General features: G+C 41.1%; 17 protein-coding genes. 8 read left to right on the forward strand and 9 right to left on the reverse strand.

Features of this window, described 5'->3' with window-relative positions; genetic code table 11:
- Positions 1-42: 42 nt before the first annotated feature.
- Positions 43-870 carry a helix-turn-helix domain-containing protein gene (locus HMPREF1536_RS03740; RefSeq protein WP_028727050.1) on the reverse strand — a complete coding sequence of 276 codons (828 nt, stop codon included), beginning with the start codon at positions 868-870 and terminating at the stop codon, positions 43-45.
- A 119-nt stretch (positions 871-989) separates the two neighbouring features.
- Here HMPREF1536_RS03740 and HMPREF1536_RS03745 point away from each other — a divergent pair, with 119 nt between their 5' ends.
- On the forward strand, positions 990-1,496 hold the full coding sequence (locus tag HMPREF1536_RS03745; protein ID WP_028727049.1) for a cupin domain-containing protein: 507 nt from the start codon (positions 990-992) through the stop codon (positions 1,494-1,496).
- A gap of 95 nt (positions 1,497-1,591) precedes the next feature.
- On the opposite strand, the gene HMPREF1536_RS03750 is transcribed toward HMPREF1536_RS03745, so the two are convergent.
- Both HMPREF1536_RS03750 and HMPREF1536_RS03755 read right to left on the reverse strand, forming a co-directional pair.
- Complete coding sequence (locus HMPREF1536_RS03750; protein ID WP_028727048.1) at positions 1,592-2,395, reverse strand: class I SAM-dependent methyltransferase; 804 nt, start codon at positions 2,393-2,395, stop codon at positions 1,592-1,594.
- A gap of 27 nt (positions 2,396-2,422) precedes the next feature.
- Positions 2,423-3,007 carry a hypothetical protein gene (locus tag HMPREF1536_RS03755; RefSeq protein WP_028727047.1) on the reverse strand — a complete coding sequence of 195 codons (585 nt, stop codon included), beginning with the start codon at positions 3,005-3,007 and terminating at the stop codon, positions 2,423-2,425.
- A 118-nt stretch (positions 3,008-3,125) separates the two neighbouring features.
- On the opposite strand from HMPREF1536_RS03755, the gene HMPREF1536_RS03760 reads away from it, so the two are divergent.
- Positions 3,126-5,198: a HelD family protein gene (locus HMPREF1536_RS03760; protein ID WP_028727046.1), complete on the forward strand. Its 2,073-nt coding sequence runs from the start codon at positions 3,126-3,128 to the stop codon at positions 5,196-5,198.
- Positions 5,199-5,259: 61 nt separating this feature from the next.
- Here the strand turns inward: HMPREF1536_RS03760 and HMPREF1536_RS03765 are convergent, their stop codons facing one another.
- From HMPREF1536_RS03765 to HMPREF1536_RS03780, 4 genes are all read right to left on the reverse strand, one after another.
- Positions 5,260-5,679 (reverse strand): pyridoxamine 5'-phosphate oxidase family protein, encoded by a 420-nt coding sequence (locus tag HMPREF1536_RS03765; protein WP_028727045.1) that lies wholly within the window; start codon positions 5,677-5,679, stop codon positions 5,260-5,262.
- 87 nt (positions 5,680-5,766) lie between these two features.
- Entirely contained in the window at positions 5,767-6,642 is an 876-nt protein-coding gene (locus tag HMPREF1536_RS03770; protein WP_028727044.1) for a helix-turn-helix domain-containing protein, read from the reverse strand.
- The gene (locus tag HMPREF1536_RS03775; protein ID WP_028727043.1) at positions 6,639-7,280 is read right to left on the reverse strand and encodes a COG1361 family protein; all 642 of its coding nucleotides are present in this window, start codon (positions 7,278-7,280) and stop codon (positions 6,639-6,641) included. Before HMPREF1536_RS03775 ends, HMPREF1536_RS03770 begins: the two co-directional genes overlap by 4 nt.
- 111 nt (positions 7,281-7,391) lie before the next feature.
- Positions 7,392-9,203, reverse strand: coding sequence for a DNA polymerase III subunit gamma/tau (locus tag HMPREF1536_RS03780; RefSeq protein WP_028727042.1), 1,812 nt, complete (start codon positions 9,201-9,203; stop codon positions 7,392-7,394).
- Between the two features lie 70 nt (positions 9,204-9,273).
- Here HMPREF1536_RS03780 and HMPREF1536_RS03785 point away from each other — a divergent pair, with 70 nt between their 5' ends.
- Positions 9,274-9,579 carry an FtsB family cell division protein gene (locus HMPREF1536_RS03785; protein ID WP_028727041.1) on the forward strand — a complete coding sequence of 102 codons (306 nt, stop codon included), beginning with the start codon at positions 9,274-9,276 and terminating at the stop codon, positions 9,577-9,579.
- A complete protein-coding gene (locus HMPREF1536_RS03790) occupies positions 9,579-9,908 on the forward strand; it encodes a hypothetical protein (protein ID WP_028727040.1) in 330 nt (109 codons plus the stop codon). The genes HMPREF1536_RS03785 and HMPREF1536_RS03790 overlap by 1 nt, the downstream gene beginning before the upstream one ends.
- A gap of 200 nt (positions 9,909-10,108) precedes the next feature.
- On the opposite strand, the gene HMPREF1536_RS03795 is transcribed toward HMPREF1536_RS03790, so the two are convergent.
- Entirely contained in the window at positions 10,109-10,714 is a 606-nt protein-coding gene (locus tag HMPREF1536_RS03795) for an OmpH/Skp family outer membrane protein (RefSeq protein ID WP_028727039.1), read from the reverse strand.
- A gap of 23 nt (positions 10,715-10,737) precedes the next feature.
- Positions 10,738-10,956, reverse strand: a complete 219-nt coding sequence (locus HMPREF1536_RS03800; protein WP_028727038.1) for a hypothetical protein — start codon at positions 10,954-10,956, stop codon at positions 10,738-10,740.
- 147 nt (positions 10,957-11,103) lie between these two features.
- Here HMPREF1536_RS03800 and HMPREF1536_RS03805 point away from each other — a divergent pair, with 147 nt between their 5' ends.
- The 4 genes from HMPREF1536_RS03805 (at position 11,104) to HMPREF1536_RS03820 (ending at position 16,969) form a co-directional block, all read left to right on the forward strand.
- Complete coding sequence (locus tag HMPREF1536_RS03805) at positions 11,104-12,561, forward strand: aminoacyl-histidine dipeptidase (RefSeq protein ID WP_028727037.1); 1,458 nt, start codon at positions 11,104-11,106, stop codon at positions 12,559-12,561.
- Positions 12,562-12,711: 150 nt separating this feature from the next.
- Positions 12,712-14,217: a hypothetical protein gene (locus tag HMPREF1536_RS03810; RefSeq protein WP_028727036.1), complete on the forward strand. Its 1,506-nt coding sequence runs from the start codon at positions 12,712-12,714 to the stop codon at positions 14,215-14,217.
- 12 nt (positions 14,218-14,229) lie between these two features.
- A complete protein-coding gene (locus tag HMPREF1536_RS03815; RefSeq protein ID WP_028727035.1) occupies positions 14,230-15,270 on the forward strand; it encodes an endonuclease/exonuclease/phosphatase family protein in 1,041 nt (346 codons plus the stop codon).
- A 13-nt stretch (positions 15,271-15,283) separates the two neighbouring features.
- Positions 15,284-16,969, forward strand: coding sequence for a M23 family metallopeptidase (locus tag HMPREF1536_RS03820; RefSeq protein WP_028727034.1), 1,686 nt, complete (start codon positions 15,284-15,286; stop codon positions 16,967-16,969).
- Positions 16,970-17,075 lie beyond the last annotated feature (106 nt).

The following is a 17,075-nucleotide window of genomic DNA, read 5'->3' on the forward strand; positions in this document are numbered from 1 at the left end:
TACTTGTAAAAAACTGACTTTGTTTGATAACGGCTATACCAATCAATGATATTTAATAATATTCAGCCTGCAATCTTCAGAAAAGAACGTAGAATAGGGAGAGCGGGAAGAAAGATATTGAGTTGGCGTACAGCCAGAGAACTCTCTAAAATCTTTTACTAAATGAGAAGGATCATAAAAGCCACAAATGTACGATAAATCAACGATCTCCATTTCGGGATTATTCTGCAATACATATAAGATCCGTTGGAAACGGACAACTCTGTAATATTCTTTGGGATTCATTCCTACATAATTTGTAAACACTCTTTTAAACTGTCTATATCCCAAACAGGCATTTCCCGCCAAAGTATCCACATCTATTTGTGGATGCCGAATAATTTGCCTGATTGAATTTTCTATCCTTTTATAATTATGGTCAGCATCAATCAAGCGCTTCATGCAAAAGAGCTCGATCAACCGAATGCAGGTTTGAGCATTTCTTTCACTTATAATAGAGTCTCTAAGGTGATTCAATTCTACATCCTCTATGTCTTCCACATCTATGTAACGGTTATACAGATCGTTCATAGAGCATCGTAAAAAAGGATTCATACCTAACGGATGAAATATAATAGCAATCATATCGATACTACCCTCTGAAACCAAGCTTCCATAGCATGAGAACTGCCCCCGAATAAAATTCTTAGGTTGTAGTAGACCTTTTGATTGGATATGTAAGTTATTACCTCGATGAAAAACAAGATGCACACATCCCGATGGAATCGTTTGAATAACCATTGGTTCTGTTTCATCAGTCTTTAGTACCCAATAATATTTAATATATTGGGAAAGTAATGGCGAGGGATATAAGATTTTACTTTCTCTCATACTTATACTCATCTGATTTGTGACAAAGATATTCAATAAATCACTAATATTGTAGAGTATTCTTTTGAAGAAACAAATCAATATCAGATAGTAATAATAAACCTTTTAATTAAAAAATTATGGCGACAGTATTAAAATCAAACGAGAGAGAATTTAAAGAAAATCCCAACAAGATTGACAACTTCAGAGTTTTCTCAGATATCTCCAGGATCAAAAAAGGAATAAACCCTCAAAATCTGAATTTTGATCTGCGGCAACTAAATCCTGGCCAATATTGCGCAGCTTATCATTTCCACCGATATGCAGAAGAGCTATTTATGATCATTAGCGGTTCGGCAACACTAAGAACACCCAAAGGATTGGAAATAGTCAATAGCGGAGACTTGATATTCTTTGAGAAAGGGGAAACAGGAGCACACCAATTGTATAATCACACGGAAGCTCCTTGCATATACCTGGATATAAGAACTTTCATCGGATATGATGTCTGCGAATATCCGGACTCAAACAAAATATTTCTTGTTCCGTCATATGAGATATTCAATAAAGACACTCAAGTCAACTATTTTGACGGGGAAGAAAATATCCAGGAGAAATGGAAGCAACTAAAGAATAAAGAAGAATAACATCATTAAAAGAACCTATCGCTTCTCTCCTTTCAGCGCCAAACGTTAAAGGTATCATATCGCCCAGGTGTGCAATACGATACCTGCTTTCACTGTCATTTCTCCGCAATAACAAACATTTCATTACTGGAAGTGAAATCATTATCACCTAATACACCTGTTGATATCTTTATATCTTTAAAGCCGATCTTCCCCAACAATTCGCATATTTCCCCTTCTCCATAATACCGATCCCATACGATAATATGTTTCGTTTCATTATCCGTCAACAAATTATACTGACAGGCGAAACACTTTTCTTCCGGATAATGAAAAGTCTGACTTAACAAAAGATAGTCGCTTTCACTCCAGAAACCACCGGATGAAACATATTCCCAATGTTGATTTTCGGTTCTGTCTTCTATCAGTTTTTCGGTAAAGACATCAAAGATCAGTTTACCTCCGTCAACCAAAGAGTGATAGATTTTATCCAGTAATACATCGCGTTCCTGATCGGAATGCGTTCCCATATCACAATAAATCATCATTACTGCATCAAAATGACCTTCCGGATATTCCCGGATATAATCACCCTGAATATAGTTTATATCCTTACTGCAACTGACTGCGTAGTCTATTGATGCCTTATTAAAGTCAATACCCGTTATTTGATATCCGGCATCCCGGAGTATTCCGGCATACAATCCGGGGCCACACCCCAAATCGAGTATATGAGTACCCGGACAAACAATACCTTTTATATAATCGACCACTTTATAAATAGAATCCATTTTCCGGCTTGCTCCATCCGTACTTTGATCCAGATGTGCCTTCAGCATTTGTTGTTGTATATAAGGATCAGTCCATATATTACATGCAGACTTCTCAAATAAGGTAGGCCTTGTATTTTTTATATTCATACACTTTTTATTAAATAAATTCAGTTATCAGGGAGTCCACTCCAGACTATTTTTCAAAGGATTACCAATGCGGTATTGCATAAGCTCCTCATAGTTTTGCACTCCTCCGGTAAAGACTGCATGATAGATTTCTATACCCGGGATATTTATATTATCCGGCATATCATACTTGATTTGAAGAATCGTTCTCTTGATTTCGGGAGTCAAACAACGAATAATAGCCTCCGTTACCTTCTCCACCACACCGTCATACTTTGAGCCACTTCGAAGATGGATCATATCAAACTTCCATCGGTTACTCCCTTCATCTTCATACAAAGCATGCCATTCAATACATTCCTCCTCCGTATCGATCAGGTTCTTATATTGAATCTCCTTCAAAGAAAGTTTCTCCGCCAGTTCGCTCATCACAGAAAAGCTATCGGCTATAGCCAGCTTATCTGTATAAATATGCATGTCAATATCTTTATTTTTCATCATCAGGCCAGTCTTGAGTGAACCTACAATATTAACCCTGGCTCCAATACCTTCCCAAACCGGAATGATACGGGTATTCTTCAATATATTCCAAGCAAGTTGCTGATTATGTTCTGAGAGTGCTATAATATCCATTTTGATTGATTTTTGGATTACGAAAATACAAAAACGAGCAGAAATATGGCTATAAATAGCTATTTATTACGTCAGAATACCCAAGTAACTTTGCCGACTTAACAATAAGTATTGCATGATGGTATTTAATCAAACGGAAAAACAGGAAAAAGAGTATTTACATCAAGTGGTTAGTATTCTAAAAGATTCGATCAATAATACCGATACATCAGTCAGGGAACATGTCGAAACATTACAAGAGTACAAAAGCTATATATGGTCAAACAAAGATATCGACCCGCACGAGATCCGCTCCATGCGTGAAAGTATCCTCAATCATTTTGCACTGGGCGAAAAGGTCATAGATAAACGCAAACGGTTAAGTAAGATACTGAATATCCCTTATTTCGGGCGAATAGATTTTTCAGAGACAAAAGAAGAAAAGAATAGTCCCTTACCTATATATATAGGAATACATACTTTCTATGATATCAATACCAAAATGAATCTGATTTACGATTGGAGAGCTCCTATTTCAGGAATGTTCTACGATCATGAATTAGGAGCAGCTTCCTATATCTCTCCGGCCGGAGAGATAAAAGGGGAGATTTCCCTGAAACGGCAATACCGCATCAGGAATGGTAAAATGGAATATATGATAGAAAGTTCCCTGACCGTCCATGATGATATCCTGCAAAAGGAACTCAGTGCCAATGCCGACGAAAAGATGAAAAACATCGTTGCCACCATTCAGCACGAACAAAACCGGATTATCCGTAACGAAGATGCACATGTACTTATCATACAAGGTGTTGCCGGATCGGGTAAAACTTCAATAGCCTTGCATCGTATCGCCTATCTGCTTTACGCCTTTAAAGGTAGCATTTCATCAAAAGACATACTGATCATATCTCCTAACAAGGTTTTCGCAGATTATATATCGAACGTACTTCCTGAACTGGGAGAAGAAACCGTCCCGGAAACCAGTATGGAACAAATACTTTCAGGCATATTGGATAACAAGTACAATTATCAGAATTTCTTCGGACAGGTAACCGAATTACTAGGCAAGCCAACCCCGGAATTCATCGAGAGGATACAATATAAGTCTTCTCTTGATTTCATTTCACAGCTCGATAAGTTCGTCCTATATATCGAGAATAATTATTTCAAAGCATCGGATGTACATTTGAATAAGCATATCATCATTCCCGCCGAATTTATCGATGAACAGTTCAGACGATTCAACCGTTATCCCATGCGCCAGCGTTTCGAGACAATGACCGATTACATACTCGAAATGATGAAAGTCCAATATGGGTTTACCGCAACAACAGCCGAACGCAACACATTGAAAAAGGGAATAAAAAAGATGTTTGCCGGGAATAACGATATGCAAGTTTATAAAGACTTCTTCGATTGGATCGGCAAACCGGAGTTATTGAAGCTACGCAAAAACCGTATGCTTGAATACACTGACCTGGCACCATTGGCATATTTACATCTCTCTCTGGAAGGGAATACCATTCAATCTCCGGTAAAGCATCTGCTGATCGATGAGATGCAGGATTATTCTCCCATCCAATATAAAGTGATCTCAAAGCTCTACCCTTGTCGAAAAACAGTATTAGGAGATGCTAGTCAGTCTGTCAATCCTTACGGATCATCCACAGCCGGGATGATCTCGAAAACATTCGTTACAGGAGAAGTGATGAAACTTTGTAAAAGCTATCGTTCTACTTATGAAATCACGGATTTCGCCCAGCGAATCCGTTCAAACGATGAACTGGAACCGGTGGAACGACATGGGGAGAAACCGGAAATATACAGGTTTACCAATCCTGAAAAAGAGGTTGCCGGGATTGCCAATTTAATTTCGACTTTCAAAAAGTCCGGCTATAAATCGCTGGGGATCGTTTGTAAAACAGAACTACAGGCAAAAGAGACAGACCTGCAACTGAAAAAATATACGGACGAAGTTTATTTCTTATCAAACCAAAGTACAGCATTTGTAAAAGGTATTATCATAACCTCAGCCCACATGGCCAAAGGGTTAGAGTTTGATGAAGTAATCATACCTCAAACCGATAATAAAAACTATCATTCAGAAATCGACAGAAGCATGCTTTACGTGGCGACAACAAGAGCAATGCATAAGTTAACACTAACTTATAGTGGAAGAAAAAGCGAACTATTGCATAATAACACATGATATTTATCTCTTCCCAATTTCCTCCCTAGGAAGCTGAAGCTTCTTAAGGAGGAAACCGGCATTATTCAACACTAAAATCTTCAGACTTAAATCCGCTATAGAACCTTCCCGAAAAGGCTGTGAACCTCAGCACACAATAATCCGGATCAGTAACCCCTTCTTTATAATACATTGTATCTCCGGGCATCCATATCATTTCTTTACTGGCAGGATCAGTCAGGACTTCGATAGTACCTTTCAGCATTACACCTTTGAAAAATCGCCTGTCACAAAAGTAAACACAAGCACGGTTATTCTCCTTGAACTGTGCAACCCGCATCGAAGAGGTGTTAGTGCTAAAATAAAACGTACGGATACCTTCCCGATTACGGGGTTGCAGCATAGCTTTAATATTCGGAAACCCTTCCTGGTCGATCGAGCCGAGGAAAGCTACAGTTTGTTTATCGACAATATTTCCTATTGTCTTCGCTGAATCTCTCATAATTGAATTATTATATATTTACATCGGCGAAGATAAGGAAAAGCCTGACCGGGGACAGAATAAAAAGAATGGGAGAAATATCACTTTTTACGGTTTATGAGCTTTCCGGTATGCCAAAGGGGTTTGTCCGGTATGCATCCGGAAAAAGCGAATAAAATAAGATACAGTTTCATAGGTTAGTATTGCTGCGATCTCAGAAACGGGTAAGTCGGTATAGGTCAACAATCGTTTGGCCTCTCCTATTATTTTGTTACAAATATACTGTTTGGCACTTATCTGCATGGATAATGTCACAAGCTCATTCAGATAATTCGGAGTGAGACATAACTTATCCGCATAATAAGCCACGGCATGTTGTTCTTTAAAAGACGTATCCACCCAGTAGACAAAATTATCGATATGGAGACTTCGCCCTTCTTTGGGAGATGCAAATGGTATACCGTCCTCCGTATAGACTCTGTCGAGAAGCATCAGTATTTCATATAGTTGTGCTCTAAGTATATGATCTCCATGTCGTCCATAGAGACTGATTTCTTCCTTTATATTGTGTATCTGCTGCAGAAGTCGTATGAAAAGGAAGTCTGCCGGATGTAACCTGGATGCAGTCTTTCCGGAATCAAAAAAAGAAAGGTGCCGGACAAACTGATCATCCTTAAAGAATGAGGATAAAAATTCTTCTTCAAAAATAAGTGCATATCCATTGGTTATACCATCCTTATCCCAAGTACGTATTTCACCGGGTTTTGAAAAGATCACATCACCGGGGCAGGCTTTATAGACTTGATTATCGATAGAAAAACTTCCGGTGCCTTCAGTTATAAATGTGATATCATAATAAGTCAATGTATGCACCGGGGTCTTTTCCAAATACTTTTTGATACTTTTCAAGTCAACGACATCGACTAACAGCTCGCTGCCATACTTATTTTTATAGAAAGTATATCGTGGTATCGCTCTTTTCATTTATAACTTGCCCGTGTCGGAACCCTGAAAGTTTCCTTTTCTGTCAAATAGCCGTTTGAATCCTTGAGACGGATGGAGAAGGCAGCCTCTCCACTTTTCAATTTTGGCCCGGCATAAACGGTTATAGTATAACTTACACGCCCGTTCGGACGGATCTCACGGATTATGGCCGGATTCGATAATTTCAGATATTTAGTTCCACTTTCAGCCTTTACGACAGGTTCAATACTATAAACTGTTTTCTGACCATCATTACGTATAATGAAGGAGATACGACAGGTCTCTCCGGCATCGATCATCTGATTGCCGTTACGGTCTTCCAGGTATATATCTTCAATCACAACGTAAGAACTTTGGTAAATCCTTCCCTCATTCCTTTGGGTATAACCGTTATTACGCTGGTTTTGAGAAGAGGCCGCAGCAGCACCAACAACCGTTCCTCCGACGGAACCGACAAAAGAGCCGATCGCTTCACCCCGATATCCACCAATAGAGTGTCCGATTACTGCACCGGTAACCGTTCCGGCCAACATCCCAACCTGCGAACCAACAATCGTTCGTGATGCCGGATCCATCGTTGCACACCCTGTTCCAATCACAGGTATCATCAGAAACAGGAGCCAATTCTTTATTCTCATAATCATAACCAGTTTACTTATCCGCTAAATTACAAACATTTAGCGAATAAGCCTGATCAAAAACGTTATAAGATTCGTCTAAACAGATAAAAAATGATATAACAAACGGGATCAATCCAACGTCAGGTTAAATTCATCTTTCAGTTTTCCCAGAACAGGATTGACACTGAGCAAATGTTCAAACTTCTCAGTAGAAGTATAAGCCAGATGTTTTTCGTTTGCCTCAATGATACGGACACGCATCTGAATCCGTGTATTTTTAAGCTGTACACGCAAATAGTTAAGTAGATCGACACAGCCGTTACTTAACTCATCCTGCTGTCCCGGATTATGCACACCCACCTCGAAAAAGTAATTTTCCTGCAAAACCGGCTTGCAATTTATCATCGTATTTTTCAGATACACCTTCTTATCTATACTTGCGGCATAAGCATCCCAAACACGAACCAACTCGTCCTCACCGAAAGGTGTTACCACTTCCTGAACAGCCTGCGTATTTTGTTGTACTGTTTGATTTTTAGGTTTTTCCACACCGATCTCCTTCAACGATGTCCCCAAATGAGGAGGACGATTCACTTTTTTAGGCGGTGCAGCCGAAGGGCTCTGTGGAATGACGGTTGCCGAAGAAGGCATGTTTGTTGCTATCACACGGCCATTATCGTTACCCTGATTAACCGGTTGTTGCGGATAAGGCTGACCGGGTTGAACCGGCTGACGGGCAGGTTGTCCCTGATTAACAGGCTGCGCACCTTGACTAACAGCTTGTCCCGGAGAGCCGGAAGCGATAGGTTCAATCAGTCCTTTTTTTTTATCATCTACCGCTTGCCCGGCATTACTAAGCTGGCATAGCTGGATAAGGGTCAATTCAAGCAGCAGCCGTTTGTTACGACTGGCCCGATAGTTCAGATCACAAGTATTAGCCAATTCGATCGCCTTAAACAGCAATTGATCCGGACAACGTTTTGCCATCTCTTTATAACGCTCACGGATGGAAGCGCCCACCTCAAACAAAATTAGCGTAGCTTCATCCTTGCAGACCAGCAGGTCACGGAAATGAGCTGCCAGACCGGTAATGATATTCTGCCCATCGAACCCTTTGCTCAATATTTCATTCAGCGTCAGGATAGACGAACGAACATTTCCGGCCAAGATCGAATCTGTCAGGCGGAAATAATATTCATAGTCCAGTACATTCAGGTTATCGATTACAGCCTGATAAGTGATATTACCATTGGTAAAGCTGACCACCTGGTCAAAAATAGACAAAGCATCGCGCATACCGCCATCAGCTTTCTGGGCAATAACGTTCAATGCTTCCGGTTCTGCCGTTACATTCTCCCGGGAAGCGACATATTCCAGATGTTCCACCATATCGGCAATCGATATGCGGGAAAAATCATATATCTGGCAACGCGACAGAATAGTCGGAAGAACTTTATGTTTCTCGGTAGTTGCCAAAATAAACAAGGCATGGTGAGGCGGTTCTTCCAGCGTTTTCAGGAACGCATTGAAAGCGGCCGAACTCAACATGTGCACCTCATCGATGATGAATACTTTATATTTACCGATAGCCGGCGGAATACGCACCTGATCGATCAGCGAACGGATATCGTCTACCGAGTTGTTGGAGGCTGCATCCAGTTCATGAATGTTATAGGAACGTTGTTCGTTGAAAGCCTGACAGGATTCGCACTCGTTGCAGGCTTCTCCATCGGCTGTCGGAGTCAGACAGTTGATCGTCTTCGCAAAGATTCGTGCACACGAAGTTTTTCCGACACCACGCGGTCCGCAAAACAGATAGGCATGGGCGAGCTTGTTACTTTGTATTGCATTTTTTAGTGTAGTGGTAAGAGACTTTTGCCCTACGACACTACGGAAAGTAGAGGGGCGGTATTTTCTTGCCGATACAATATAATTGTCCATTCTTTGCTTTTTTTTTGACAACACAAAGATATACAAAATAATTCATTTACCTTTGCAAAAACGAAGTTCCATGTCACGCATAAAAGACTTTTACAACAAGTATCTTTCCAGGATAAACGCCTACTGGCTGGTTATCATCGGATTCTTGATCCTTACTTTCACAGTGGGCGACAGCAACTTGTATAAACGCTATACGTACGATGAAAAGATACGCAGCCTGGAAAAAGAGATCAAACATTATCAGAAAGAAATCGAGATAAACAGTAAGAAACTGAACGATCTTCATACCGACAAAGAGGGTCTGGAACGCTTCGCCCGTGAAGAGTATTTCATGAAGAAGCCGAATGAAGACGTCTATATCATTAAAAAGAAATAATGAATCAAAAAGCAAGAACAATCATTTTCAGTATTGCCGGATTACTGATACTGGCAGGTGCAATCCTATTCCTGACCAAATGGTTTTTGGCTCCTTATCTGTTTGCCGTTGGAGCGGCAGGTATGGCAGTCTGCCACCTGACTCTCTCCACTAAAGATATGGAGTTTCGCGAACGCAGGTTACACCGTTTCAACGTGATTGCCTCCGTCCTGATGATCTGTGCATCCGGTCTGATGTTCAAAGATATGAAAGAGTGGATTATCTGCCTGACAATTGCAGCGGTACTGCAGCTCTATTCATCATTCGTTTCCGGAAAGCAACAAAAATAATCCCTTCCATTTTTCCCCACTCTGTTTTATAATGTGGGGAATTTCACCCACCTATATGGGGAGATAATCCCATTGTAGTGGGGAACTTTACCCACCTAAGTGGGTATTATTCTCTACATAACTATAAAAAAAACAGAATGACATAAAAAAAGCCGTTGCATTATATTGCAACGGCTTTTTTGTATATCGTTAGATACTGCTTATTTTCCGGTTGAATAGCTTTTATTCAATAAGTCGATCAGCTCGTTGGTAATATCATAAGAGTCACCGGCTAACAGAATATTATCTTCAGCTGTATTGCTGAAAATCACCTGATATCCTTTTTCTTTATTGTACACTTTTAATTTAGAAACTACAGTGTCACGCAGTTGTTCGTTCAACTTCTGACGTTCCATCAGCAAATCTTGTGACAGTTTTGCATCCAAGTCTTTTAATTCCTGTTCTTTTTTCATCAGACGTTCCTGCTCCTGCTGAGCTCTTTCGCGAGTAAGGAATGCGTTATTTTCCATTTTACGATAAAATTCCTGTACTTCGGTCTGTAAAGTCCGTGCCTGCTGTGTTACATTAGCACGTGAATTTTCTTCTTTTTTCAGGAGCTGTTCATTCAAGTCCTTGAAGTAGTTATAATTAAGCAAAAGCGAATCTACATTGACATAAGCAATAGGAAGTAAGTTTATGGAATCACCTTCTCCTGATGCAAATGTTTTTGTAACTGTTGATTCTTTCTTGTCGGAGAATTGCATAACGAACAATATCACGACAGCCACCGCGAGCACACCATTAATTACGTAGTTAATGTTCTTCATAAAGTGTAAATTAAATCCTTATTTTATTCTTCTATTTCTTTTACTCTATCATATAGATTCTTTTGCTTCGCCTGTTCGCGGTCTTGTGTCTTGGCACAATGTATACCTTTTTTACCCAGTGCTCTGTTGCCTCCTACATGTGTATTCGGGAATCTTCCTCCCTTCTTGAATATCACTTTTATTGCAAGCAACACAACACAAATAACAAGAATTATGACCGTAAGCAATATCGTTGTAAGCATTTTCTCTATATTTGTGGACGCAAATATAAGAGTTTAAGTGATTATAAAGTATCTTTTTGGTATTTAATTCTACTTTTTTTCATACACAACTCGGAAAACGATCACATTATTAACTATATAGTAACAACTATAATATATTGTAACATTATGAAGATTACTGACTTAAAGCCTGAAATCGTTTGGAAGTTCTTCCACCAGGTAACACAAGTGCCCCGCCCTTCAAAGAAGGAAGGCAAAATGATCCAGTTTCTGGAAACGTTCGCAAAAGAGTATAAAATCGCTATAAAGAAAGATGCTGCAGGAAATATCCTGATGTCGAAGCCTGCAACGCCCGGAAAAGAAAACCTCCCGGTTGTTGTGCTTCAGTCGCATATGGATATGGTTTGCGAGAAAAATAACGGTACTGCACATGATTTTGACAACGATCCGATCGAAACAATTGTTGACGGTGACTGGTTGCGTGCAAACGGAACAACACTCGGTGCCGACAATGGTATCGGTGTAGCTGCCGAACTCGCTATCCTGGCTTCCGATGATATCGAACACGGGCCGATAGAATGCCTGTTTACGGTTGATGAAGAAACAGGCCTGACAGGAGCTAAAGCGCTTGAAAAAGGGTTTATGACAGGCGAAATCCTGTTAAACCTGGATAGCGAAGATGAAGGCGAAATCTTTATGGGTTGTGCCGGTGGAAAAGATACACAAGCTGTTTTCCATTATGAACCGCTTGCCACTTCCCCCAACATGCAATATTTCCGTATTGATGTGAAAGGCCTGAATGGCGGTCACTCCGGTGGCGAGATCCATAAAGGACTGGGTAATGCCAATAAGATACTGGTTCGTTTCTTATTCTTAATGCAGCAGCAGTTTGATTTTGCTCTTTGTTCTATTGACGGAGGAAACCTGCGCAATGCGATTGCCCGCGAAGCACATGCTGTAGTCGGTTTGCACCCGGAAGATAAAGAGAAAGTACGCGTTATGCTGAATCATTTTGCTGCTGACGTTGAAAATGAGCTGAAACATGTAGATCCGAATGTACAGTTGGTAATGGAATCGGCCGATCAGCCTGCAACACGCATCGATACTGAGATTACTCAAAAACTGATCTACTCGCTGCATGCCTGCCCACACGGTGTGATCGGTATGAGCCACGATATCGAAGGATTGGTGGAAACCTCCACTAATCTGGCTTCAGTTAAAATGAAAGAAGGCAACACAATCGTGGTCGGAACCAGCCAACGCAGTTCCATTGAATCATGCAAGATCGCAGTTGCAAACCAGGTTGCTGCCACTTTCCTGCTGGCAGGAGCTAAAGTAACTCATGGCGATGGCTATCCGGGATGGGCGCCGAACCCGGATTCTAAAATTCTGAAAGTAGCACAGGAATCTTACAAACGTCTATTCAACAAGGATGCCAAGATCATGGCTATCCACGCCGGACTGGAATGTGGTTTATTCCTCGAAAAATATCCTAATCTGGATATGATTTCTTTCGGGCCGACATTAAGAGACGTTCACTCTCCGAACGAACGTATCGAAATTAAGACCGTAGGTTTATGGTGGGCTCATCTTTTGGAATTATTAAAAAGCATCCCGGCAAAATAAACTTTAATATTTCACGTTATAGAAAGAGGATTAACACTTTGACCGTGTTTTTCCTCTTTTTTTATGTTAATGCCTGAAAACTTTCTTTATAAATAGTTTGTTTATTGAGAAACAAGAACACAAAGGCATATATTTTAACATTCAGAGAAAATGAAAAAGATTACCGCGCCGTTGCTCATAGTATTTACCATATTACTCAACCTGTTGGCTGGATGCGACGGGCTGGACGAAAACTATTCGACCAATCCGAATCATCGGTTGAGTTTCTCTACGGATACATTATCATTCGATACTGTTTTCACAACTATTGGTTCAGCAACGAAACAATTCATGGTTTACAACAGAAACGACCAACCACTAAACATTGAGAGAGTTATTCAAGCATCACCTGCTACCAGTGGGTTCCGCATTAATGTAGACGGACGTAAAGGAGATAATTTCGATAACGTCCGGATAGCAGCCAAAGACAGTCTGTACATCTTTGTAGAAGTAACTGTCAATCCGAACGGAAAAGATCAGCCGCTATTGGTTCAGGACTCGATTGTATTCTTCTTTAACGGAGTAAAACAATCCGTTCTGCTGGAAGCATGCGGACAGGATGTCAACCTGATCAAGGGGGGAAAAGTATTGACGGAAGATACTAAACTTACTGCCGAACGTCCCTACCTTATATATGACAGTCTGACTATCGACGAAGGTGTAACCGTAGAGATTGAAGAAGGAGCAGGTTTCTACATGCATGACAAAGCTAAAATAATTTCAAAAGGAACTATCATAGCCAATGGCACGATGGATAAACCGATCGTTTTCCGTGGCGACCGTCTTGATTTCATATTGAATGATCTGTTACCCTACGACCGGACACCCGGACAATGGGAAGGTATTATATTCAAACAGGAAAGTTTTGACAATGTATTTAATAATGTAATAGTACGCAACGGAAACAACGGCATTTATTGTGAACCTTCTGATCCGGAAAAGTCAAAACTGAAGATCAACAATTCACAGATTACCAATATGGACGGCAGCGCATTCAGAGCAATAAATTGTAATATAGAGGCTACGAACACTGAATTTTCAAACGCAACGGTCGACGTTGTTTTGTTAGCCGGTGGAAAATACAACTTTACTCATTGTACGATTGCAAACTACATGAGCTTAAAGAAACGCCATTCGCTTGCGCAGGATGGAGAAGAAAGTCTTGCTCTGAATATAGTTAATAAATATCCTTTTACTAATAATTCAATATCTTACAATCTGGAACAAGCCTATTTTGATAACTGCATAATTGACGGTGGCCACGATGACGAACTGCAAATTGATCTTGAAAGTTCTTTACAAAGTGGCAATCAGAACTACCTGTTTAATCACTGCGTCATAAAATTGCAGGAAAAGAAAGATGACAAGTTCAAAGATATTATCTTTATCACGAAAAAAGGGGACAAAAAGATGGAATACAGAATGACAGGCGGAGATAAGAATAAATATATGTATGATTTCCGTCCCGACAAAGAGACAACGCCCGGTGTCGGCAAAGCAGATCTCTTTGTTACACAGAAGTATCCTATCGACCGTTATGGCGTTAACCGCCTCACAAACGACGGCCCCGATATCGGGGCTTACGAATATGTACCCAACGAAGAAGAAGACAAATAAAAACAATCAGATATGATCAAAACCTTAACTATCATTATTTATGTTTTATCATTCATCACGCTGCCCATAAGTGCCCAGCTTGATTTCAGAGTGATGAGCTATAATGTCGAGAACCTGTTCGACACCAACGATAATCCGGATAAAAACGATAATGATTTCCTTCCAACCGGAAATCGCCACTGGACACGCGGACGTTATTATCACAAACTTCAACAGATAGCCAAAGTAATCAGTGCTGCCGGCGAATGGAGCACTCCCGCTTTGGTCGGACTCTGCGAAGTGGAAAACGACTCTGTGTTGATTCACCTTCTTAACCGGACACCGCTAAAGATGCAACATTATCACTATTGTATGACACACGGCTCCGACACCAGAGGTATCAACACGGCTCTCCTTTACCAACGGGATAAATTCGGATATATAGGACATCAGGAGCATCCGGTAATCTTTACCCGCAAACAACATAAACACACCCGCAATATCCTCCATGTATGGGGAAAAGTTTTGACTTTGGATACATTAGATATCTTCGTCTGTCACCTTCCCTCCCGCTACGGTGGAGAAAAAGAAAGCGAAGCAGACCGCTTTGATGCCGCCCGTACTTTGCGAAACCTTTGCGATTCGCTGATGCAAATCCGTGCGACTCCGCAATTACTTATCATGGGAGACTTTAACGATACGCCCGAAAACAGCAGTATCACCCGGATTCTATCCGCACACCCCGTTAGCACAGCCCCCGACGCATCTTCCCTTTATAATCTTTTTGCAGACCGCCATACGCTAAATTTCCCGGGAACTCATAAATACCAGGGAGAATGGAGCCAGCTCGACCAGATCATCGTCTCCGGAAATCTGATCGATAAAGAATCACGTATGTACGTCATCCCCGAAAGTATCCGGATATTTACTCCCGAATTTCTATTCACCAAAGACAAAACCTGGCACGGCAATCGTCCGGCACGCACCTACTACGGTTTCAAATATGAAGGAGGCTATAGCGATCATTTACCCCTTATTACCGACTTTTTACTATCTTTGCCTATCGAAGATTGAATAAAAAGAAGATATGAAGATACATCATATATTGGTAGGATTCTGCTTTTTAACCGGAATTACAACCGTCACAGCGAAAGCTCAACAACTTAGAAAGCCAATGGATATTCCTATTCTTTTAAGTGGGAATTTCGGAGAACTGAGAAGCAACCATTTCCATTCCGGAATAGACTTCAAAACACAGGGCGTAGAAGGGAAACCGATCCATTCCGTACAAGACGGATATGTCTCGCGTATCTCGGTCAGCCCATGGGGATATGGAAACGGTTTATATATCACCCATCCGGACGGAACGACGACCGTTTATGGCCATTTGCAAAAATTCTCCGGCAAAATAGCGGCTTACGTCAAAGAAAAGCAATACGAACAGGAAAGTTTCAATGTAAACCTGACGCTCACACCGGAAGAACTACCAGTAAAAGAGGGTGAGCTAGTTGCCTTGAGTGGAAATACAGGAAGCTCCGGCGGCCCGCATCTTCACTTTGAAGTACGCGACACGGAAACAGAAGAGCCGATGGACCCGATCGATTATTATAAAAATTTAATACAAGACACCCGTCCTCCGCAAATACAGGGAATCATGGTCTACCCTATGCCAGGAAAAGGTGTAGTAAACGGTAGCCGGCGGAAACTGGAACTTAAACCGGTAATGGCAAAAAACGGCAAACAAACACTGACCGGCAAAATCGAAGCATGGGGTGAAATCGGCCTTGCCGTAAAAGGATACGATTACATGGACAACACCACTAATATATATGGTATCAGGGATATTACACTTATGGCCGACAGCCAGGTTATCTTCCGAAGCGACCTGAATCGTTTTGCCTTCGATGAAACCCGGTACCTGAACAGTTTTACCGACTTTGAAGAATGGAAAGAGCACCGTTCGTTCTATATAAAGAGCTTTGTCGATCCGGGCAACCGTCTCCGCTTTATCGAAAGCGTCAAACGGGGAATCCTGACAATCGACGAACCGCGCACCTATCATCTGACCTACCGCCTGGCGGATGCCTTCGGCAACACGACGCAACTATCCATCCGGATAGAAGGGAAAGAACAGCCCATTCCTGAAATTGATACAGACAACACGGAATTATTCCATTGGTGGAGCGACAACCGTTTCGGAGCTAAAGGAATCCGGCTGGCAATCCCCAAGGGAAATCTTTATGACGACCTGTATTTCCGTTACACGGTCAAAGAAGACAGCACCGCTTTAGGAGCAACACATACATTACACAACAAACCGGTCGCCTTGCATAAATCGGCCAAGTTATCCTTACGGTTACAAACCGATACGCTTGAAAACAAACAACAATATGGAGTCGTACGCATACTGAACGGGCGCAGATCGTGGACAGGAGGAGTTTACCGCAACGGATGGATCGATGCCGACATCAAAGAACTGGGAACTTACTCACTCGGACAAGACATTGTACCTCCTACCATTACCCCTCTCAATCCGGCGACATGGGTTAGTAAACAAGCCATTTCGTTCAGGCTATCCGACAATCTGAGCGGCGTACAAACCTATCGGGGAGAAATAGACGGACAATACGTTCTTTTTGAGATGAATAGCCGTTCCGTCATCACTTACCACTTCGACAAAGAGCGCCTGACAAGAGGAAAACACACATTGAAACTGGATGTAACAGATGCCTGCGGAAATCAATCATCTTATACATATCCGTTTACGTGGTAAAAAAGAACTTTTCTTTTTTCTTGAAAATAAGGACACGAGCCATTGTTTAAATCAATTAATTTGTATCTTTGTTTTCTCGATAACTTAAGAAATAACATATATAATA

It is taken from the genome of Parabacteroides gordonii MS-1 = DSM 23371 (genome assembly GCF_000969825.1).
Lineage (GTDB): Bacteria > Bacteroidota > Bacteroidia > Bacteroidales > Tannerellaceae > Parabacteroides > Parabacteroides gordonii.